This window comes from Salinivibrio sp. IB868, from assembly GCF_001995655.1.
GTDB lineage: Bacteria > Pseudomonadota > Gammaproteobacteria > Enterobacterales > Vibrionaceae > Salinivibrio > Salinivibrio siamensis.
This window is the reverse complement of the sequence record NZ_MUEW01000009.1, coordinates 155,143-176,596: the sequence shown is the minus strand read 5'-3', so window position 1 is coordinate 176,596 and position 21,454 is coordinate 155,143. Positions and strand designations below refer to the sequence as shown.

Below are 21,454 nucleotides of genomic sequence, written 5' to 3'. Positions count from 1 at the left end.
ATTATTAATATCATGCAAGTATATAAGGCTCTATTTTTTTAACGAACACATATCTCGTTAAATTCTTCTTAACTCGTTCCCACGCTCCTGCGTGGGAATGTATATGCATTTGAATCATAGGCAGGGTTCGCCACAAGATCACCGAACTGCACTTGATCGCTGTTCTAACACTAGCGGACAGCGTCAATACCTTTAGCGAACAAGCGAGATCAATGCCCTAGACAGAATAATATAACACTGGTTATGTTGCTGTTTGTGTTTGAATGATAGCAAGGGCTAGATATGCATTCCCACGCAGGAGCGTGGGAACGAGCAACTGTTTTATGTAGTGTGTTAATGACTGTCGAGAGATACACCTGTATCTACAGCAAGCTTCTCTAAGACTTTATTATTTAATGGCCAATCACGAAGTAATGTGTTTTTCTTTTTCTTTATTAGGTAATAGACAAAAATGATTACACTTTGCTCATAAAATGGATTTTCATTTATTCCATTTCTAATAACACCTGGAAGATAAGATTCGTTTTTTATGAACACGTCAAGTTTTCCAATTAGCTCTTCAGTAATTAACCCACTGAACTCGTCAAGAACAACAATTGAAGATTTTTGTGCTGCGACACTATCCAAACCAATGTGTTTTTTATAAAGTTCATCAAGCTGCTGCTGAAAGTTTAAATTCTCCGAGACAGTAGAAATTAATCGACTGTTTACATCAGAAAAGAAGTCATCAGTCGTTTCAATTAGAGCCATGCTTTTGGCTACAGTACGATGAACTTCTGGCTTAACTAAAGTTTTTGATTTATAGACAGCATCATGGGTTAACTCAGCATATGCATGTTGCAATAAAGTCCTAATTTGTATCTCACATGGAGTTTTCGGGCTAATTGTAACTCCATTGTGAATAATTTTATTCTTACACCTTACGACATAGTGCACTGATTGATACGTAAACAATAGAGGCTCTTTCTCTCTTTCTGAGTGAAAGTGCCTGCATTCCTTGTAATTCCAACTGCTTTCTGTAATTATAATGTCGGTGATTTCTTTTATCTGCTCAACTAAAAGAACAACAAACCTACACCCGACCTTATCTTCAATTTCTTCGTAGGGGTTGTCATAGCTTTTATTTATTCTATAAAAAGCTTTATCTAGAAGAGAACGAGAATTTTTGACTCTGTGCTCAGGGTTTTGCTTTAAGTATGAGGATAATTTTTTGCCGGAAGTCTTTAGGTGGTTACATATTGTAGACGTGACAAAATCACCCCATGCGTCATACATGGGGCTGTCCTTTTCCCAGCGCTCTAAAAACTCTTTTTCGTTCATTCTTGGGCTACGATTTCATCTTTGACAATGATTTTAGTCCAATTTACAGTATCTCCGGAATCATTCTCGCTAATTAACTGTATATCAATATAATCTTTGAATACCTGAGACGGCGCTATCAGCTTAACATTTTTGCTAAATGATAGTTTTCTTGTTTTTAGCTTCCCTGAAATATGCTCCACATCTTTAGTGAAAGCAGTTGTCGGTATATCCTTATCTTCAAGAAATTCTGAATATGAGTCCCTTGTTTCTACATCAAAGTACCTGGTTGAGAACTCTGAAGGATTAACAACATCTGAATTCTCGTGTTTCAAATATGAAATAAGAGCATTGTGCAAATCATTCCGTTTCTCTTCGCTAATATTCATATCATTAAGGAAATCACAAGTGGCCTCATAAAATTGTTTCGTTGTTCGTGCACTTGTTTCAGGATACCCGCAGCCTAGGAAACTCGAATAGAAATAATGTGCAGCAGCTTTCCCTTCTGTTTGGCTGATTTGTGAATCAGAAACAAGAACATCCCACTTTGAATTTAAATCGTCGCCCTCAATAGCATCATTTGTTTGGAAAAAAGCAGCTGTCTTATATAGCTTTGTAGCAGGCGTAAGAAGTGCCTCTTCAATATACTGCAGTGTGATTTCTTCAGTGAGTTCATTAACTCTTTTCTCGTAAGCACTGTGAATTTCTGCCTTCATAATGCCTACAAATTTTTTAGGCGTTGCTCCATAGTTACCGCTAAAAACTACAACTATCCCTCCAGGTAAATTCCTTCTTTGTTGTGCATCTGCCAATTTGTTTGCCACATCATATGATAAAGAAATATAATCATCGTCACTGCTATCGCTTATTTCATCTACCAGTGGAGGGAGGTCAGTTGACTCTTGATTGACAATGGACATAGGAACAGCTTTTGAGTCGGAGCCTATGGCATTGATAAATCTAGATTTAAATGTTTCCATTGCTTCAGTATCAAATTTTATAAATTCAGTACTTCTACTTGGAGTTACCTTATTTCCATCATTATCACGCTGATGTATTTGATGAATGACGATTCTTTTTATTTGTAGATTAATGATATTCACAGAAGCTAACTCCTATTTCCCTTTTTTGAAGCATCATTGTTAGCAGTCTTCGCACTTTGGAAAATGTTTCTCCACTCTCTACTATCCTTCTCCCAAACATCTTGATACTTTTCAAAAATATCATCTAATTGAGATTGATCGTTTTTTGACTTCCTATAGCCCAACTCATTCTGTATCTGGTATAGAGCTAACAGCGTACTTTTCTGCCTAATCCATAGTTTTTTGTAATCAAAAAGTGCATTCCAACCACTTGTGATAGTAAGAAAGGCGCCAAAGAATAATGCTAAATTCTTCTGGAACTGTATATTTTCATCTGACACATCAACACCTAAAGTGAGAGTGATAATAGCCCCTAATATGATAGATAAAGCGTTTACCCAGCTAGCCTTTCTTTTGTTTGACTTAACCTTTTCTTTTAATTTTTCAATGCTTTTTGAAACTTCATTTTGTAAAAAGTCCAATTCAGACATTAGTTCAGACACTGGAAGCTCTTCCTTTTAGATACCATTTTTTTCAAGCGTATTTTACATATTTTATTGCTAATAAACCATCCATCGCAGATGAAAATCGATGCTGAAGCCATTCCGCCCGCAGCACGCGCGGCTTTCAAGTGAAAGTGAAGAGGCCGCAACGGAAAAGACGTCGCCGTGCCTGCGATTGTTAAATCCTGTAGGGTTCAACGAAGTCATTGTAAGTTCCACGGGATGGATGCTTGTTTGTCTTCAACAAAGTTTTCCCTTGGTGCCTTGTAAGCATTGCGTTGATAGCCTGTTGCCGGTTTTGATACGCATTACCTGAGCCCCACGCAATTAAAACGATGTCAGCTTCGTCTAGAGACTGTTCTATGTGATAATCATTTTCAGTACCAATATGTTCGTCAGTACCCGCAAACTCGTTCGTTTGCACAAAAGCAAATTGATTCACAACAATTATACGATTAACACCTTTGAACTCTTCGTATTCCTCGATGAATATCAGCTTTTCAAGAAACTGGACCGATTTGTCCGCAACATCTGAATTAGCTACACTCGGATTCTGCATGATGACGCAGACCACCTTTCCAGAAGGCGAATTCGACCTCTCAACAGTTAAACGATACCGAAAACGTTCACATGGAGAAAAAATCGCTTCGGCAACTACTCCATCAATATGCCTGAAGATCATAACTTTCTGAGCCCTGATTGATATTTAACGCCATGCGCAGCGGCCGATTTTTGGAGCTCAGCGAAACAAACCGGTCCGACTGACGCTACTTGTTATGTAAAGATCAACGCGGTCTGTATGCATGCTCAAGAACCAGCCTTGCTAGATCTGTTTGCTTTTTAGATAGGTCGATTTTGTACGATGCACACAGGATCGATAACACTCGAGCAAACTTTACACGAACAGCTTGAAGAGTCTTATAAAACAAAACCTCGTTGTTGGAGCCTTGGTAACTGTGTAATTCCATGAGCTCACGGCTGAGCGTATAGACAAGTTCTAAAACAAAGTGCTGAGCCATCTCTGAAGAGAGGTTTGTACGGAGCTTTTCCGTCTCCGTTTTAATAGACTCCAAACTTGCTATTACCGCTTGAGTTACCTCCTCATCAAAGGGAACGATGAGGACCTTCCGGGTCTCCAAAAACGAGAAATATTGTTCAAACTCTTTCTTATCTGGGTTCGATATGAAAGGGATCAAATCCCTAGCAGAGAAACCAGAAATTGAAGCCGCCAGGCCAATTCCGCCTATGATATCCAAAAATCCCATATAGCCCTCTACATAACATTGTATTAGCACGCACACTCACTTCCCCAAAACCGTTATACGCGCCTTTTCTTTCTTAACTGACTGTTATTAATAGTATCTATCGCTTTTACTGTCTGCCTCTTCCCCGCGAAAGCGTGCATCCGATTCGGCTTCTATCTCGATAAGCTGGTTAACTATCCAGCCTTCCCACGCTACCGCCCGCCGGTTTTTGGCACCCGATAGACCATTTCCCTTTTTGTGGTAAGGATTAGCCTAACAGAGGCGTGATAACGTTTTCATTCCCTAATGTCCAAAATGTTAGCTAGCGCTAATTCTGTGAGATTGCTTCGAGGATTTGGCCGAGATCTTGCGGGCGTGTTGGTTGGGTCTAAAAAGCCAGTCGGGGGTGCCATTTTTTGTGGATGCTTCCAAAAAACGTGCAACTGGTCTTTTTTTGCGCAAAATTAATGATTATTTCACTAAATTTGTACAACAAAGTGTGATTAAGGTTGGTATAATTTTCACCACATTAACCCCCTGCACGCTCTGTCGGACATTTGTGCTGTGAATATAGACGTCAATAACCTCCTGCTCCAAAACGATATTTTACTCCTTTTTGTGGTTCTCGCCCTCGGCCTCGCAGTCGGAAAGATCAAAATTGGTAGTGTGCAACTCGGCGGATCCATCGGCGTGTTGTTCACCGCAATCATTTTTGGCAACGCGGGGTTCACCTTCTCGCCTGATACCCTCAGCATCGGCTTTATGCTGTTTATCTATTGCGTGGGCATTGAGGCGGGGCCGAACTTTTTTGGCGTCTTTTTCCGTGACGGAAAATCATACCTATTGCTTGCCTTGGCGGTGTTACTCAGCGCCATTGGCTTAACCCTGTTCTTCCAAAACCATTTGGGGTTGGATATCAGCATTGCCACCGGGATGATGGCCGGCGCGCTTACCGCCACCCCGGTATTAGTGGGCGCGAAAGATGCGCTTAACTCCGGCTTAACCGGCGCGGAAGGCGAACAGCTGGGGATGATGATTGATAACCTCAGTGTCGGCTATGCCATGGCCTACCTCACCGGCCTAGTGAGCTTGATTGTGCTGGCGAAATTGATGCCGAAGTTGCAGCGCCATAACCTTGAGCACTCCGCCCAACAAATTGCGATTGAGCGCGGCTTGGGCAGCGAATCACAGCGTAAGGTCTATTTACCCATTATTCGTGCGTATCGGGTCGGGCCTGAATTGATCGATTGGATTGATGGCCGCAACCTGCGTGAGCTGGGTATTTATCGCCAAACCGGCTGTTATATCGAGCGTATTCGCCGTAACGGCATTTTGGCTAACCCTGATGGGGACGCCATTTTGCAGCAAGGCGACGAGATTGCCTTAGTAGGCTATCCCGACAGCCATGCACGGCTGGACCCGAGCTTTCGTAACGGTAAAGAAGTGTTTGACCGCGATCTGCTCGACTTGCGCATTGTCGAGGAAGAAATCGTGGTGAAAAATGACAGCGTGGCGCAGAAAAAGCTGTCAGATTTAAACTTGTCGGAATACGGCTGCTTTTTAAACCGAGTGGTGCGCGCTCAGGTTGAGATGCCGATGGACCAAGGGATCATTCTTAACAAAGGCGATGTGCTGCAAATCAGTGGTGAGAAAAGCCGCGTAAAAGGCTTGGCCGACCGCATCGGCTTTATTTCGATTCATAGCCAGATGTCGGATTTGCTCGCCTTTTGCTGCTTCTTTATTTTGGGGCTGGGCTTAGGGATGATCACCCTCACCTTCGGTCAAGTGACCTTTGGCCTAGGTAATGCCGCTGGCTTGCTGTTGGCGGGGATCAGCCTCGGCTTTTTACGTGCCAACCACCCCACTTTCGGCTATGTGCCCCAAGGGGCGCTGAATATGGTGAAAGATCTTGGCCTGATGACCTTTATGGCTGGCATTGGACTGAGCGCCGGTAGCCGGCTATTTGATTACATCGCGGACATGGGCTTTTCGGTGATCTTGGCCAGCATTGTGATCAGTGTTATCCCAGTGATTGTCGCCTATTTGATTGGTGCGTATGTGCTGAAGATGAACCGCGCGCTCTTGTTTGGCGCGATCATCGGGGCAAGAACCTGTGCGCCGGCGATGGATATGATCAATGAGCATGCTCGCAGCACTATTCCTGCCTTGGGCTACGCGGGCACTTATGCGATTGCCAACGTTATTTTGACCTTAGCCGGCACCTTGATGATTATTTTGGTGTAACGTCACGCTGGAGACGGTCGCTGAGTCAGCCAAAATTCAGTTTATTAAACCTATAATAAAGGCGTCCACCTCGGGCGCTTTTTTGTTTTACAGGGGCTTTTATGCAGGTTCTTATTATTGAAGATGACTCGATTTTAAGTCATCACCTGAACACCGAACTCAGTGAACTCGGCCACCATGTTCGCTGTGCCAGCACTGCCAGCGAAGGGCTTTATTACGCTGACCAATACCCCAATGATATTGCCATTGTTGACCTTGGTTTGCCCGATCAAGATGGCATTAGCCTAATTCGTGATATTCGCGCTAAAGGGCTGCGCTTGCCGATTTTGGTGCTCACCGCGCGCGCCAATTGGCAAGATAAAGTCACGGGGTTAGATGCCGGCGCGGATGATTATTTGGTAAAGCCGTTTCAAAAGCCGGAACTGGTGGCGCGACTAAACGCATTGGTGCGTCGCAGTGCCGGTTTTGTGAAGCCCACTATCACCGCTGGCGATATCGAGTTAGATTTGTTGGCGAAATCGGTCACCGTCAACGGACAAGCGCTAGAGCTCACCGCCTTTGAGTATGATTTGTTTGAGTACCTGATTCGTCACAGTCGCGAAGTGATCTCCAAGCAACGCTTGCTCGATGTGCTGTATCATGACCAAGATGGCGACCCTAACACCATTGAGGTGATGATCAGTCGTCTGCGTAAAAAGCTGATCCAAACCGGACACGACAACCCCATCTCGACCGTGCGTGGCCAAGGCTACCTGTTCGAGATCCAAGCTGAGTAAACCATGAAACTAGGCCAACTTACCCTTTGCCAATGTCGCCCCCGACTGCGCACCCGCGTACTCGCCACCTCCATTGGCATTATTCTCCTTTTCTCGATTGCGCTCGCGGCCTTGATTAATAAGCTGTATCAGCAAAATTCAATGGCGGCTTACTCGCGCGATCTGGCCTCACAAATTCCGATGGTGATGGCGCAGCTCAGTAAAGACGGGCTGATCCGCGCTGACCAGCTGACAGCTTGGATTCAATCGCTTGACCCGTCCAGCAGCGATTATATGTCGGTGCTATGTACGCCCGATAACCACACGCTGTGGACCTCACGCGATGTGCAAGCGTTTAATATCGACGATATCTGCACACATATTCCTAACGAAGCGAAAAAGCCGCAGTACCTTTCCATTGCTGGCTTTAACGTGGTGGCGCAACGGCTTTCATCAGAAAAACAACCCGGTGATAGCGAAAATCGGCTGTTTGTGCTGCGCAACGTCGACAAACAAAAACAACAGTTAGCCGATTTAGAAGCCGAGACCTGGTTTTACATCAGCCTGCTGTTTGTCTCGGCGTCGGCACTCGTGGTTGCCGCGTGTCATTGGAGCTTTTCCCCACTGCGCCGCTTGGCCAGAGAGCTGATCGCGATTACTGAATCACGCCAACAAACACTGGATAACGATTACCCTGACGAGCTGCAAGATGTCACCCAAGCGCTTAACCGGATGATCACCCAGCGGGAAAAGCAAAAATCCCGTTATCGCCACGCCATGGATGATTTGGCGCACAGCTTAAAAACGCGTTTATCCGCCACCAATGCCCTGCTCGATGATAATCATCTGTCGCGCGAGCAGCTGAATAAGCGGATTTTGGAGCAGGTCAGCCAGATGGATGACATGGTGCAATATCAGCTCAAACGCGCATTGGTGGGACAATGTGGACTGAAACGCGAAGATAGCCCACTGACCGCACCGATTGATAGCCTGACCGGCATGTTAGATAAGGCCTATCGCGATAAACCCGTGAAAGTAGTGCGAGCGTTTGATGAAAGTGCCTCTTTGCCAGTGCACCGCAGTGATTTGATGGAGTTACTCGGTAACTTGCTGGAAAACGCCTATCGCTTTTGCCTTGAAACGGTGCAAATCCGGCTCGACGATCACGGCGAAGTGTGGCAATTGGCGATTGAAGACGATGGCCCCGGAGTACCTGAGCAATATCGGGAAAGCATATTCCAGCGTGGGGTGCGTGCCGATCAGCTCAACCCTGGCACTGGCATTGGATTAGCGGTGTGCGATGAAATCATTGCCAGTTACGATGGCAACATCCACGCCAGCGACTCCCCACTGCAAGGAGCGGCCTTTGTGCTGACCATTCCCAAGCGCTAGGCTAGCCGCGCTAATCCTAAAGCGCGAAGTCCAGCGGTTCGCTTAAGCGCGACGTCAAACAGGCATTTTCTCTTGTTCTGCCACCAGCAGCAAACAAAAAACGCAGCCAAATCGTGGCTGCGTTTATATGAGTAGGTAACAGGCGTGAATGCGTTTGCTCAGTGCCCGGTTTATTCTTCTTCCGGGTCGGCGAGCAAGTCGTCTTTGGCCGCCATCATGTACTGATACATCGACCAATAGGTTAGGCCTGCCGCGGCGTACAGCGCAATGTAACCTAACCATTCAATCCAAGGCGCGCCATGCCAAAGCAGCATGGTCAATGCAAACATTTGCGAGCCGGTTTTAAATTTCCCCACCCATGAGACCGCGACGCTGGCACGTTTGCCGATTTCTGCCATCCACTCGCGCAGGGCTGAAATAATCACCTCACGCGCAATCATGGTTGCCGCCGGAATCGTGATCCAAATAGAGGCGTAGTGCTCAACAATCAGCACCATGGCAATCGCCACCATCACTTTGTCGGCGACGGGATCGAGAAAGGCACCAAAACGGGTCGATTGCTTTAAGCGACGCGCTAAATAGCCATCCAGCCAATCGGTGGCGCCAGCAATCACAAAAATCAATGCTGCCGCAAATGGCGCCCAAGCATAAGGTAGATAGTAGGCAACAACAAAGACCGGAATAAGCGCAATGCGCAAAAAGGTCAAAATGGTAGGTATATTTAGACGCATGCTCAGCTTTTTATTTTAGGATTAACTGGGTTATGGTGCCCCATTGCCACTAACCTTGCAATGAGGAATGAATTTTCTCTGCCAATGTGGCGCTGATCCCGGGCACCTTGGCGATTTCTTCAACACTGGCGTTTTTCAGCTCTTGAATACCACCCAAGTATTTCAGCAAGGCCTGGCGACGTTTAGGGCCTACGCCATCAATTTGGGTGAGCACACTTTGCTTGCGCGCTTTACCCCGTGCCGCGCGGTGTCCGGCAATGGCATGATCGTGGCTTTCATCACGAATATGTTGGATAAGGTGCAGCGCCGGCGAGTCTGCGGGCAGCGAAAACTCCTCGCCCGAAACCTTAATCAAAGTTTCAAGCCCCGGCTTACGGCTGGTACCTTTGGCCACCCCTAAAATGAGTGGGTTAATCGGCCAATCAGCAATCAGCGGCTCGAGCACCTCCCAAGCACGGCTAAGCTGGCCCTTTCCCCCATCAATCACAATGATATCGGGGATTTTTTCTGGCTCGACTTGTTTGCTATAACGGCGCGTCAGTACCTGAGCCATCGCGGCATAATCATCGCCGCCGGTGATCCCTTCAATGTTGTAACGGCGATACTCTTTTTTCAGCGGCCCATCTTGGTTGAACACCACGCAGGAGGCGACTGTTTTCTCGCCCATGGTATGGCTGATATCAAAGCACTCCATCCGCTTAACCGGCTCTAAGCCCAGGGTTTCTTGCAGCGCGTGATAACGATTCTGGATGGTCATCCGATGGTTGATCTTGCTGGTCAAAGCAGTGCGGGCATTGGTGTTGGCCAGCTTCAAAAAGCGGGCTCTAGCCCCGCGCGGACGACTTTGTAGGCGCACATTGCGACCGGCTATTTCACTCAAGGTATTCGATAGCCAACCCAGATCATCACCGATATCGTCAGAAATCAGAATATGGCTGGGAATGGTGCGCCCTTCCGCTTGCGCCAGGTAAAACTGGCTGACAAAACTTGAGACCACTTCACCAGGGTCGGTTTCTGCCGGCATCTTAGGAAAGTGGCTTCGACTGCCCAGCACTTTGCCTTGGCGCAGGAAGAGCACATGAATGCACGCCACCCCGTTTTCTAATGCAAAGCCGATAACGTCGATATCATCATCGCTGTCTTGCGAGACAAACTGCTGCTCTTGTACGCGGCGCAAGGCTTGGATTTGGTCACGATATTCCGCCGCTTTTTCAAATTGCAGCTGTTGGCTGGCGGTTTCCATTTTGGCGACCAAGCTGTCGATCACTTCGCGGTCTTTGCCTTGTAAAAACATACGGGCAAAATTGACTTGCTCGGCGTAGTCATCATCACTAATCAGCCCTGGCACACAAGGGCCAGAGCAGCGACCAATTTGATACATCAAGCAAGGCCGGCTGCGGTTGGCATACACCGAGTCTTCACACTGGCGAACCGGGAATATTTTCTGCAATAGGTGCAGGCTTTTGCGCACTGCATTGGCATCAGGAAAGGGACCAAAGTATTCACCCTTTTTCTTTTTCGCGCCGCGGTGGATCGCGAGCCGCGGATGCTCGTGAGCACTGAGGTAGATATAGGGATAAGATTTATCGTCTCGCAGCAACACATTGTATTTGGGGCGATGCTGCTTAATCAGGTTGTGCTCAAGGATCAGCGCTTCGGTTTCGGTGTGGGTCACCGTCACCTCTACATCGGCGATGTTACGCACCAAGGCTTTGGTTTTCTCACTGGAAACCTGGACCCGAAAGTAGCTGGCTAGGCGTTTGCTGAGATCTTTGGCCTTACCCACATAGATAATGTCACCCGCGGCGTTCATCATGCGATAAACGCCGGGCTGGTGAGGAACGGTTTTCAGAAAATTTTTAGCATCAAAGGTGTTCGGCACTGCGCGGTCTCGTACTACATTACTTCGCGTTACAAGGTTTCGGTATCTAACATGCCGTGCCTGATAGCAAGGTGGGTCAATTCCACATCACCATTAATGCCCAACTTGCTGAATAAGCGATAACGGTAGCTGTTCACCGTTTTCGGGCTCAGGCTAAGCTGCTCGGATATGTCGGTGACTTTTTGCCCTTTGGTGATCATTAGCATGATCTGCAATTCACGCTCTGACAGCTCTTTGAAAGGATTATCTGAAGAGGCAGAGAACTGACTAAGCGCCATTTGCTGGGCAATGTCCGGTGAGATATAACGCTGGCCACTGTTGACCATGCGGATCGCGTTCACCACTTCATCGGCACCGGCACCTTTGGTTAGGTAACCCGCGGCTCCCGCTTGCATGACCTTGGTGGGGAACGGGTTTTCTGTATGGATCGTGAGCACGATAATCTTGGCGTCCGGCGAGTAACGAAGCAACTTGCGTGTCGCTTCCAACCCACCGATGCCTGGCATATTCATGTCCATTAGGACAATATCGGCGTGATTTTGCCGGCACCACTTGAGTGCAGCTTCACCGCTGTCGGCTTCCCCTACCACTTTTATGCCACGAACGTCTTCTAAAAGACGTCGAATCCCTGTGCGAACCAGCTCGTGATCATCTACAAGGAACACATTGATCAATCTTGTATCTCCACTTGGTTTGGTTCGCCAACATGCTGCCACAAGGCAACGGTTGGACTTCTCTTACGCATAGTACTTGAGTTTTACCACGGATGAAAAGCCAACAACAGAGCGGATGTGGGCAAATGCAAATATTCATACACTAAGCCGCCAAAAAACAGTCAACCTGACTGAATTATCACCAATTTGGTGACGTTCGAGGCAAGTTGACTGCAATAAACAGCGTAAAACCCGCTTTACGTGTCAGTAATTTTTAACACTTAGCGGTTTAAGCCGTTCAGGTTACGACAGACCCAAACACAAGTACTTCATTTCTAGGTATTCATCGAGTCCCCAGTGTGAGCCCTCACGGCCAAGGCCCGATTGCTTCACCCCACCAAAGGGCGCGACCGCGGTCGAAATCAAGCCAGTGTTGATTCCTACCATACCGTATTCCAGCGCTTCGGCAACACGGTGCACCCGGCTAATGTCTTTGGCATAAAAGTAAGACGCTAACCCAAATTCCGTATCATTGGCCATGGCAATGGCGTCCGCTTCTTCTTCAAAAGAAAACAGCGGTGCCACGGGGCCGAAGGTCTCTTCTTTGGCTATCCGCATCGCTGGGGTCGCGTATTTAATCACCGCCGGTTGGGTGTAGTTTTCTCCCAGCTCAGGGCACGCGCCACCCAGCTCAATCGCCGCGCCTTTTTGCTTGGCATCTTCCAGGTGGGCATTCACTTTGTCCATTGCCCCCTTATTGATGAGCGGGCCGATGTCCACGCCATCGTCGGTGCCTTTACCCACCTGCAATTGACTCACCGCCTGGATAAACTTTTCTGCAAAGGCTTCATACACGCCCGATTGCACGTAGATGCGGTTCACACAGACACAGGTTTGCCCTGCGTTACGAAACTTCGCTGCAATGGCCCCTTCAACCGCGGAATCAATATCGGCGTCATTAAACACAATGAAAGGCGCATTGCCGCCCAGCTCCAGCGAGAGCTTTTTAATGGTTGGGGCGCATTTCTCCATCAACTGTGCGCCGATTTCGGTCGAGCCGGTAAACGAGAGCTTACGGACACGTCTGTCAGCACATAAGGTATCACCGATGGGGCCCGACGCCCCGGTCACCACACTGATCACTCCAGCTGGCAGCCCGGCTCGCAACGCGAGCTCACCGAGGGCCAGTGCCGATAGCGGCGTGTCACTGGCAGGCTTCACCACCATGGTACAACCCGCCGCCAATGCTGCGGCCGCTTTACGGGTAATCATCGCCGCTGGAAAGTTCCACGGGGTAATCGCCGCGGTCACGCCAATCGGCTGCTTGATCACTGAAATACGCTTATCCGCTTGCTCCGCGGGAATGGTCGCGCCATACACTCGCTTCGCTTCTTCTGCAAACCACTGTAAAAACGAGGCCGCGTATTGGATCTCGCCCGCGGCTTCTTTTAGCGGCTTGCCTTGCTCAGCCGTCATGATTGCAGCTAAATCATCCTTGTGCTCGAGCATCAGCTCGTACCAGCGATAAAGCACGTCTGCCCGCGCTTTGGCGGTTAAATCTCGCCATTCGGGTAGCGCAGCATCCGCGGCATCAATGGCGCGGCTGGTTTCCTCCGCCCCCATATTAGGTACCGTCGCCAAGTGCTCTCCGTTCGCAGGATTGGTCACTGCGCGGGTTTGTTGGCTGTCGGCATCGACCCACTTCCCATTGATCAGTGCCTGTGTTTTTAAAAGCTCAGGATCCTGCAAATGCATAGTGGCTCCTTTTTGGTTGAGGAAAAGATAATCTTTGAGGAAAAAGATGGTCATAGCGTGATAAGGGCACCTTGCCAGCTAAGACACAGTACGACAAGATAAGGCACAATACTGTTAATAATAAGCCAGTAAAGCCATCTTGCCTACGTGATTAGTCAGTGGCGAGCTCGTCAGTGAAGACAATGAGTGACTCGGTTCGTTGCTAATCAGACAGTCACGCTCGGTTTTACAACATAAGGCTTACCTTCAGGTGCAAACACAGCTGGCCTCTCAAACCGATAAAGGATGCTCTATGCGTATTTTTAGCCAGTTCGACAGCGGGAATATTCGCGTTGTTAACGATGACGACATCAACAACATTCAACTTGCCATTCACCACGACAATCAGTCTGAGTTTTATCAGTGGTTCCACTTTCGCTTAGAGGCGCAAGTGAATCAGGCTCACACACTGCATATTCAGCAACTGGCAGGCTCAGCCTACCCTGAAGGCTGGAAAGATTATCAGGCGGTCGCCTCTTACGATCGCGATACCTGGTTCCGCGTCCCCACCGAATTTGACGGCGATACACTGACCATTAAAGTAACGCCGCAACATGGCTCGATGTATTTCGCCTACTTCGCGCCGTATAGCTATGAGCGCCACCTGGATTTAATTCACCAAGCGCAGACCTATCCACAATGTCAGCTAGAAACCCTCGGCCAGACCTTGGATGGGCGCGATATTAGCCTACTGAAAATTCGTGCCGATTTAGGTGAATCCGTCCAACCGAAAACACCGATTTGGCTGATTGCTCGCCAACACCCAGGCGAAACCATGGCGGAATGGTTTATCGAGGGGCTGCTCGACCGATTGCTTGACGACACCGACACCACTGCCCGTGCGCTGTTGGAAAAGGCCGACGTTTACGTGGTGCCCAATATGAACCCCGACGGCAGCGTGCGCGGCCACTTGCGTACCAATGCGGTGGGCGCCAACTTGAACCGAGAATGGCAAGCCCCTACGCTTGAGCGCAGCCCCGAGGTGTATCATGTTCGTGCGCGTATGGAGCAAACAGGGGTGAAAATGTGCCTCGATATCCACGGTGATGAGGCCATCCCATATAACTTTGTTGCCGGTTGCGAGGGGATCCCTTCTTACGATGCGCGTATGGCGGATTTAGAGGACAGGTTTAAGCGTGCCCTGCTCACCGTGACGCCAGAGTTCCAAGACGAGCACGGCTATGACAAAGACGCACCTGGCAAGGCCAATCTGACCGTGGGCTCAAACTGGATTGGTGAGCGCTTTAAATGCTTGTCGTACACAGTTGAAATGCCATTTAAAGATCATAACGACCAACCGGACCCGGATTTTGGTTGGTCACCTGCGCGCAGCCAAGCCTTCGGTCGCGATATGCTCAGTGCCATCCTCAATGTGGTGGATGCACTCTAGCGCGCACTGAATCAATAACACCTCATGAAAGCCGGTGCCATGTCATCGGCTTTTTCTATTTGAGTGATTGATAAATTCAACTTGGGCGAGCGACGTCACCCGCTTATATTAGACACAAATAATTCAACGAGGAAACCCAATGACAACCTTAACCTCACGCTGCCCTCACTGCCAAGCCATGAACCGCATTCCAAACGAGCGGGTGAATGACGCGCCCAAATGTGGCAAGTGTCAGTCTGATGTGCTGGACGGTAAACCGATTGAGGGCACCAGCGAAAACTTTAACGCGTTGCTAAATAGCGATGTGCCTGTCGTGGTCGATTTTTGGGCCCCGTGGTGTGGCCCATGCCAAAGCTTCGCGCCTGCTTTTGCGGCAGTGGCCGAGCAAGAAGAAGGCCGCGCACGTTTTGTTAAAATCGATACCGAAGCGCAGCAAGCATTGGCGGCGCAATATCGTATTCGTAGCATTCCGACGCTAATGGTATTTAAAAACGGCGAGCGCGTTGACGTACTCAACGGTGCCCTGCCACAAAATGCCTTTAGCGACTGGTTGAGCCAGCACCTTAGCTAATCGCTATTCGCTATTCGCTATTCGCTAACCACTATTTCACATTAATAGCGCGGCGCTACACTTTTAGCGCCGCTCCCTGTTTTACCGCGCGGATCGCCACATTGGTATTGATGTCTTTGACCATCGCCAAGGTTTGTAGCTGGCGCATAAAGGCTTCATAGTGCGGTAAATCTCGCGTCACCACTTCCAATAAATAGTCATAAGTACCTGAGATCACGTGGCCGTTGATGACTTCATCCATTTCCACCAGTGCGTGCTCGAAGGTAACAATCGCCTCTTCTCGGTGATTGCTCAAACTCACGTTGACAAAAAAGGTCATGTTAAGCCCAATTCGCTGGCGATCGAGCGTAACCTGATAGGACGCTATCACCCCATCGGCTTCCAGCTTTTTAATTCGTCTTGCACAAGGCGAAAACGACAACCCAACGGCATCAGCGATTTCCGCCGTGGTGCGGCGCGCATCGTCTTGTAACAGCGCCAGAATGGCTTTGTCTTTACTATCCAAACCCCCTCCTTGGTAATTTTCATCAATTATTTACTACTAACCGATGATAACCACTAATAGGGGATGAAACTACCCGTTAATTTGCCACCAATCCCTCCCTTGACGCTGCCACACTAACTGCATCCATTATCAAGGAAGTGATCAACCATGCCTGCCACCTCTCAACGTTTATTAGGCCTCGCCGCCATGCTTGTCACCGTGACCATTTGGGCGAGCCTGTTTATCTCCTTGCGTCAGGCCAGCCAGTCGGTGTTAACCAGTGGCGATATTGCCCTACTGCGCTTTTTGCCTGCGGCGCTGCTATTTGGTTGGCTGAGCCGTCATCGTGTGCGCCATATTTTTGCCGTGCGCAAACGTTATCTGTTTGCGATTGCCTTCGGGGCAGGTTTACCGTTTTATCTGCTCGCCGCCACAGGAATGCAGTTTGCGCCTGTCGCCGATGGCGCCTCGTTAATTCCTGGGATCTTGCCACTGTTTGTCTCCGCCATTGCTTGGAGCGTTTATGGCGAGTCGCTCTCGGTGGGACGACGATTAGGGATTGGGTTGATCGTGATCGGCATTGGCGCATTTTTGTGGCATTCGCTGTTCTTCTCACCGTGGAGCGTCACCCAAGGTCATTTGATTTTGCTCGCAGCCAGTATCAGCTGGGCATGGTTTACTATTGGCGTGCGTGTCACGGGCTTAAATGCCGCAGAAGCCGGAGCGGTATTAGCGATGTCGGCCGTCTTGCTGCTACCCGTGGGCGCGATGAGCGGGCTTATCTCGTTTAATCTGCTTCAAGCGCCTTTCGGTGAGCTGGGCTACCATGTACTGGCGCAAGGCTTGGGCGTGGGGATCATTGCCAATTACAGCTATGCGTTTGCGATTCGCCGTTTGGGCGCAGAAATGAGTGCCGCAATAGGCGCATTCACGCCCGTGGTGGCCGCACTGATCGCGATCCCCATGTTCTCGGAAACCGTCAGTGCGCTTACCGTGGTGGCGATGGCGTTGATTGTATTGGGTGCGGTGCTCGCCAGTGAGGGGATAAAGTGGCGTCGCACACAAACAAAAAGCGGCCCGCAGGCCGCTTAATCGATGACTCGACGACGCTATCCGGTTAGAGATAGTCGCCACGACGCAAGGCATCGATACGTTTTTCTAGCGGTGGGTGAGTCATAAATAGCTCACTCAGAGTTTTCTTACCGTTGATGCCAAATGCCATCATTGAGCCTTCCAGTTTCGGCTCGTGGCTGACTTTCAAACGCTCCAGCGCAGCAATCATTTTCTGTTTGCCCACCAGCTGCGCCGAGCCTGCATCCGCGCGGAACTCGCGATGACGGCTAAACCACATGGTCAGGATGCTAGCCAGAATACCAAACACGATTTCTAACACTGACGAGACGAGGAAATACATCATCCAGTTGCCGCCGCCTTCGCCTTCTTCGTCACTGTTCATGCCACTCACCGCACCGGCGATAACGCGGGCAATAAAGATCACGAAGGTGTTCACCACCCCTTGCATCAAGGTCATGGTGACCATGTCGCCATTGGCAATGTGGCTGATTTCGTGCGCCAGCACGGCTTCGGCCTCATCACGGGTCATGTTTTGCAGCAGGCCACTTGATACCGCCACCACAGAATCGTTGCGTTTCGCCCCCGTCGCAAAGGCGTTGATGTCAGGCGAGTTATATACCGCCACGGTTGGCATACCAATGCCAGCGCGCTGCGCCTGTTGACTGACAGTATTCATTAGCCAGTGCTCGGTTTCATTGCGTGGATGCTCAATCACTTGCGCCCCCACCGAGCGCAATGCCATTGATTTTGACATCAGCAACGATATAAACGAGCCGCCAAAACCAAATACCGCTGCCAGTACCAGCAACCCAGATAAGCTCCCCGGTTGCATGCCTGTCACGGCATAAATGATATTCAGCACAATGCTAAATACGACCAGTACCGCAAGGTTGGTAGCGAGAAATAATCCTAAGCGTTTCATGGTGTGTCTCCGTCGCTTAAACCCAGTGTTTAGCGCTTATTTGTTGTAATGATAAAAATAGTATGGGCATTAATGATAAAAACAATCCTTTGATGCAATTTGTTACGAATAAATCCCAGTCGTCGCTTGTGGCGCCCGTACCATCCAGCTCTCTGCACCAACCAGTTAGTGTGGCACGTTATTTCGATCTGATCTAAACAAATTGTGATATCGCGCAACTCTTAATTTTTAACAATCCATTCAAACATTTAACAAGCATCGAGGCAGAAAAGCCCAATAAAAAAGACAAAAACAACCCAATATAGACTTTGGTCGAGTTGTCATCGCGGTTTACTCAGGCTAATTTATGCGCAGCTGTTTAAAACTATGACGCTGATGCACTGCGTAAGACAACAAAGTAATGGGCAGTCGGCGGTCATATCAACCATTAAGTTTATAACCACCCAGTGTGGACAACCTAACCTTAACAACGCAACGCGTTATCAATGGAGTGAGACCATGGCAGAGCAAGAAAACTACCGAGTCGCTATCGACATCTTAACCTGTCATCTCGGCATGAGCTTCGATGAAGCCTGCTCAGAGCTTGGGTTAGCGTCGGATGACGCGACAGCGGCGCGCCAAATGGCCGAGGTTCAGCAAAGCCTAATGGGTGTTCGAGACGACCAGAAGTAATTGTCTACCCGCATTGACTACCTGAATAGACAAAAAGCCAGCACAGCGCTGGCTTTTTTGATCGCTACATTCTCGCAATATGTTTACAACGGCTTAATATCTAAGTGGCTCGCGCATTGTGCTGGCGAGGCATCGGCAGCAAACGGCAAGCGCCCCAGACAAGGCGCATCTAAATGCGCGTCAAGATAGCGCACCATTTCGTCACTGTGCTGCGCCTTGGGATCAACGGCGTTTGCCACCCATCCGGCTAACCTAAGCCCGCGTGCACGTATGGCCTCTGCGGTGAGTAAAGCATGGTTTAAACAGCCAAGTTTAATCCCCACCACCATGATCACTGGCAGTTGGTGGGCAACCACCCAATCGGCCAGCGTTTCAGTCTCACTGAGTGGCACTTGCCAACCGCCGGCGCCCTCTACCAATACCGGACTGGCCTGCTGTTTTAAATGCGCGAGCCCATCGCTCAGCATCTGGGTATCGATTGGCTTGTTGGCTAACACCGCCGCCCAGTGCGGCGAGCACGGCGTTTCTAACAACACTGGGTTGATAGCGGCATACGGCAATGCGATCGCACTGGCGTGCTGCAAAGTGACAGCGTCACTATTTAGTTGATGTTCAGGCGCTAAATCGGCACCAGCAGCGACAGGTTTATAGCCCACCGCTTGATAACCTTGTTTGATAAAAGCGTGCAACAGCGCCGCCGTGGTATAGGTTTTCCCCACTTCGGTGTCGGTGCCGGTAATAAAATAACTGTCATGCATGGTGGTTAATCACTATGTAGCCAATTTGATAGGTCGCCGGTAAGTTGTTGGCGGCAAGTGCAAAACGCTGATACGCCTTTTCTACCGCGCTAAACTGCGCTCTTGTCGCCAGCCCTTGCTGCCCCGCCCCTTGGGGGCGATAAGTGGCGCCAATGCCTTTTAAGCTTTTCATCACCGCATGGGCATTGGCAAAGGTGAGCTGTTCGCTTTCTTGCAACACGGTTGCGTGCCTAAGCCCGGCGCGTTGGGTCGCCTGCTGTAATCCAGACAACGTGATAAAGCGGTTCACCCGTGATGTGCCGCATGCTTGTTGCCACGCGCTGTCGAGTTCACACAGTGATCCGGTGAGCAGTGTCGAGACAAGAATTTTCCCGCCGGGTTTGACGACCCGACTCAGCTCCGCCAATGGCACATGCAAATCGTCACACCATTGCAGCGCTAACGAGCTAAATGCCAGATCGACACTGTTGTCGGCCAGTGGCAAATGCTCCGCATCAGCTTGTACGCCTAGCATGGCATTGCCGCAGCGCGCTTTTGCCGTCGCAAGCATAGGGGCGCTGAGATCCAGTCCAATCACTGTCCTAGCGTGAGTCATCCACTGCTGGGTGAAATAGCCGGTGCCACAGCCGACATCTAAGACGGTGCCATGTCGGACAGCTTTCCGCTCTGACTCAGCCAATGCCATTAACCGATGGCCGACACGGCGCTGCAGCGTTGCACTGTCATCATAATGGGACGCGGCGCGACCAAACGCGCGGGCAATCGCTTGTTTATCGGCGACGATCATGGCGTCACCTCGGACGCTTTGTCGCTTGCTAATACCGGCTTCAGCGCCTCGATCAGTGCGGTGATATCTGTTTTTTGATGCTGTGCCGACAAGCTGATCCGCAGACGTGCAGTGTTGGCAGGTACAGTCGGTGGCCGAATCGCCCCGACCCGAATATGCGCCTTCATCAAGGCGTGATTCACCTGCTGTAACGCTGCCAAATCACCGATAATCAGCGGCTTGATAGGGCTAGGCGTCGCGAGCAGTTGCGGGAAGGGCTGCGTATTTAAAGCGTGCGGTTCGAAAGCAGACGTCGTCTCTAACCAGTCGTGGAGGCCTTGCGTTAACTGTTCGGCATGAGCGCTGAGTGTTTCTCGCCGCCAGTGCTCTGTTCGTGCCAGCCTAATCGCATCCTCAACGAGTGCCGCTTGCGCAGGTGGCATGGCGGTCGAATACACATAATGGCGCGCAAACTGACGCAAATAATCAATAATGGTGGGAGAAGCCAGCACTGCCGCCCCAGCGATGCCCAGGGCTTTTCCAAATGTCACGATTAAAATATCCGGCCGTGCGCCACGACTGATACTGCCCTCACCTTCTTGCCCTAACACGCCAATCCCATGCGCATCATCCAGTACCCAGAGCGCCCCCGATTGGTTGGCAATCGCGGCAAGGCTTTCGGTTGGCGATACATCACCATCCATGCTGAATACCCCTTCTGAGACAATCAGCGATGCGGAAGGCTGGATTTGCTTTGCGAGCAGTTGGCGAAGGTGTGCCATGTCGTTATGACGAAAACGGCGCTGTGTGGCAGGGCTCAATACGCCAGCCTCAATCAAGGAGGCATGGTTGAGTTTGTCTTGAAACAAGACATCGTCTTTACCTAACAGCGTAAAGAGCAAGGCTTGGTTGGCGGCAAAACCACTGTTAAACAGTAACGCTTGCGGATAACCGAGCCAGTCACACAGCTGATCACAAAGGGATTGATGCGCCGCGGTAAAACCAGATACCACCGGCGAGGCCGTTGCACCCACACCCCAGCGTTCAAGGTGCTGCTGCGCCCTTTTCACCAGTCGCGGGTCTTGCGCAAGGCCCAAGTAATCATTTCCCGCAAAGTTGCGCCATGACTCGGCGACGGCATTGTCACCACTTTGCCGCCATAAGCCTTGTTGCTGGCGTGCGGCCAGCTCGCCTTGGTAACGACGGGTCAGCGCTGATGTTGTATCAGTCATGGGGAC

At 49.7% G+C, this 21,454-nt stretch carries 21 protein-coding genes; 7 read left to right on the top strand and 14 right to left on the bottom strand.

The window, feature by feature from the left end:
* Positions 1 to 333: 333 nt before the first annotated feature.
* The 5 genes from BZG20_RS11405 to BZG20_RS11385 all read right to left on the bottom strand — a co-directional run bounded on the left by BZG20_RS11405 (position 334) and on the right by BZG20_RS11385 (position 4,149).
* Complete coding sequence (locus tag BZG20_RS11405; protein WP_077579074.1) at positions 334 to 1,320, bottom strand: (p)ppGpp synthetase; 987 nt, start codon at positions 1,318 to 1,320, stop codon at positions 334 to 336.
* On the bottom strand, positions 1,317 to 2,402 hold the full coding sequence (locus tag BZG20_RS11400) for a nucleoid-associated protein (RefSeq protein WP_077579073.1): 1,086 nt from the start codon (positions 2,400 to 2,402) through the stop codon (positions 1,317 to 1,319). Before BZG20_RS11400 ends, BZG20_RS11405 begins: the two co-directional genes overlap by 4 nt.
* Positions 2,403 to 2,407: 5 nt before the next feature.
* Positions 2,408 to 2,884 carry a DUF4231 domain-containing protein gene (locus BZG20_RS11395; RefSeq protein WP_198531479.1) on the bottom strand — a complete coding sequence of 159 codons (477 nt, stop codon included), beginning with the start codon at positions 2,882 to 2,884 and terminating at the stop codon, positions 2,408 to 2,410.
* Positions 2,885 to 3,062: 178 nt separating this feature from the next.
* On the bottom strand, positions 3,063 to 3,566 hold the full coding sequence (locus tag BZG20_RS11390) for a DUF1643 domain-containing protein (RefSeq protein WP_077579071.1): 504 nt from the start codon (positions 3,564 to 3,566) through the stop codon (positions 3,063 to 3,065).
* Between the two features lie 103 nt (positions 3,567 to 3,669).
* Positions 3,670 to 4,149 carry a hypothetical protein gene (locus BZG20_RS11385; RefSeq protein ID WP_131825351.1) on the bottom strand — a complete coding sequence of 160 codons (480 nt, stop codon included), beginning with the start codon at positions 4,147 to 4,149 and terminating at the stop codon, positions 3,670 to 3,672.
* A 543-nt stretch (positions 4,150 to 4,692) separates the two neighbouring features.
* Here BZG20_RS11385 and BZG20_RS11380 point away from each other — a divergent pair.
* The 3 genes from BZG20_RS11380 (at position 4,693) to BZG20_RS11370 (ending at position 8,519) form a co-directional block, all read left to right on the top strand.
* Positions 4,693 to 6,372 carry an aspartate:alanine antiporter gene (locus BZG20_RS11380; RefSeq protein WP_046073105.1) on the top strand — a complete coding sequence of 560 codons (1,680 nt, stop codon included), beginning with the start codon at positions 4,693 to 4,695 and terminating at the stop codon, positions 6,370 to 6,372.
* A gap of 101 nt (positions 6,373 to 6,473) precedes the next feature.
* Positions 6,474 to 7,148, top strand: a complete 675-nt coding sequence (locus tag BZG20_RS11375; protein WP_046073104.1) for a response regulator — start codon at positions 6,474 to 6,476, stop codon at positions 7,146 to 7,148.
* A gap of 3 nt (positions 7,149 to 7,151) precedes the next feature.
* Entirely contained in the window at positions 7,152 to 8,519 is a 1,368-nt protein-coding gene (locus tag BZG20_RS11370) for an ATP-binding protein (RefSeq protein WP_046073103.1), read from the top strand.
* A gap of 170 nt (positions 8,520 to 8,689) precedes the next feature.
* Here BZG20_RS11370 and pgsA read toward each other — a convergent pair whose 3' ends face one another.
* The 4 genes from pgsA to BZG20_RS11350 all read right to left on the bottom strand — a co-directional run bounded on the left by pgsA (position 8,690) and on the right by BZG20_RS11350 (position 13,540).
* A complete protein-coding gene (gene pgsA / locus BZG20_RS11365; RefSeq protein ID WP_046073102.1) occupies positions 8,690 to 9,250 on the bottom strand; it encodes a CDP-diacylglycerol--glycerol-3-phosphate 3-phosphatidyltransferase in 561 nt (186 codons plus the stop codon).
* Between the two features lie 49 nt (positions 9,251 to 9,299).
* On the bottom strand, positions 9,300 to 11,132 hold the full coding sequence (gene uvrC / locus BZG20_RS11360; protein ID WP_077579069.1) for an excinuclease ABC subunit UvrC: 1,833 nt from the start codon (positions 11,130 to 11,132) through the stop codon (positions 9,300 to 9,302).
* A gap of 29 nt (positions 11,133 to 11,161) precedes the next feature.
* Positions 11,162 to 11,806, bottom strand: coding sequence for a UvrY/SirA/GacA family response regulator transcription factor (gene uvrY, locus BZG20_RS11355; RefSeq protein WP_046073101.1), 645 nt, complete (start codon positions 11,804 to 11,806; stop codon positions 11,162 to 11,164).
* Positions 11,807 to 12,088: 282 nt separating this feature from the next.
* Positions 12,089 to 13,540: an NAD-dependent succinate-semialdehyde dehydrogenase gene (locus BZG20_RS11350; protein ID WP_077579068.1), complete on the bottom strand. Its 1,452-nt coding sequence runs from the start codon at positions 13,538 to 13,540 to the stop codon at positions 12,089 to 12,091.
* A gap of 292 nt (positions 13,541 to 13,832) precedes the next feature.
* Between BZG20_RS11350 and BZG20_RS11345 the strand changes: the two genes are divergently transcribed.
* Both BZG20_RS11345 and trxC read left to right on the top strand, forming a co-directional pair.
* Positions 13,833 to 14,969 (top strand): M14-type cytosolic carboxypeptidase, encoded by a 1,137-nt coding sequence (locus tag BZG20_RS11345; protein WP_077579067.1) that lies wholly within the window; start codon positions 13,833 to 13,835, stop codon positions 14,967 to 14,969.
* A 139-nt stretch (positions 14,970 to 15,108) separates the two neighbouring features.
* Positions 15,109 to 15,540, top strand: a complete 432-nt coding sequence (gene trxC / locus BZG20_RS11340) for a thioredoxin TrxC (protein WP_046073098.1) — start codon at positions 15,109 to 15,111, stop codon at positions 15,538 to 15,540.
* A 55-nt stretch (positions 15,541 to 15,595) separates the two neighbouring features.
* Here the strand turns inward: trxC and BZG20_RS11335 are convergent, their stop codons facing one another.
* Positions 15,596 to 16,045, bottom strand: coding sequence for an Lrp/AsnC family transcriptional regulator (locus BZG20_RS11335; protein WP_074212533.1), 450 nt, complete (start codon positions 16,043 to 16,045; stop codon positions 15,596 to 15,598).
* 147 nt (positions 16,046 to 16,192) lie between these two features.
* Between BZG20_RS11335 and BZG20_RS11330 the strand changes: the two genes are divergently transcribed.
* Positions 16,193 to 17,116 carry a DMT family transporter gene (locus tag BZG20_RS11330; RefSeq protein WP_077579066.1) on the top strand — a complete coding sequence of 308 codons (924 nt, stop codon included), beginning with the start codon at positions 16,193 to 16,195 and terminating at the stop codon, positions 17,114 to 17,116.
* A gap of 25 nt (positions 17,117 to 17,141) precedes the next feature.
* Here the strand turns inward: BZG20_RS11330 and htpX are convergent, their stop codons facing one another.
* Positions 17,142 to 18,020, bottom strand: a complete 879-nt coding sequence (htpX, locus tag BZG20_RS11325) for a protease HtpX (protein WP_046073095.1) — start codon at positions 18,018 to 18,020, stop codon at positions 17,142 to 17,144.
* Between the two features lie 498 nt (positions 18,021 to 18,518).
* Here htpX and BZG20_RS16080 point away from each other — a divergent pair, with 498 nt between their 5' ends.
* Positions 18,519 to 18,692: a hypothetical protein gene (locus tag BZG20_RS16080; RefSeq protein ID WP_046073094.1), complete on the top strand. Its 174-nt coding sequence runs from the start codon at positions 18,519 to 18,521 to the stop codon at positions 18,690 to 18,692.
* A gap of 83 nt (positions 18,693 to 18,775) precedes the next feature.
* Here BZG20_RS16080 and bioD read toward each other — a convergent pair whose 3' ends face one another.
* From bioD to BZG20_RS11310, 3 genes are read right to left on the bottom strand one after another with little or no spacing between them, the layout of a single operon-like run.
* The gene (gene bioD, locus BZG20_RS11320) at positions 18,776 to 19,450 is read right to left on the bottom strand and encodes a dethiobiotin synthase (RefSeq protein ID WP_077579065.1); all 675 of its coding nucleotides are present in this window, start codon (positions 19,448 to 19,450) and stop codon (positions 18,776 to 18,778) included.
* Entirely contained in the window at positions 19,443 to 20,237 is a 795-nt protein-coding gene (gene bioC / locus BZG20_RS11315) for a malonyl-ACP O-methyltransferase BioC (protein ID WP_077579064.1), read from the bottom strand. The genes bioD and bioC overlap by 8 nt, the downstream gene beginning before the upstream one ends.
* The gene (locus BZG20_RS11310; RefSeq protein WP_077579063.1) at positions 20,234 to 21,448 is read right to left on the bottom strand and encodes an 8-amino-7-oxononanoate synthase; all 1,215 of its coding nucleotides are present in this window, start codon (positions 21,446 to 21,448) and stop codon (positions 20,234 to 20,236) included. Before BZG20_RS11310 ends, bioC begins: the two co-directional genes overlap by 4 nt.
* Between the last annotated feature and the right edge of the window lie 6 nt (positions 21,449 to 21,454).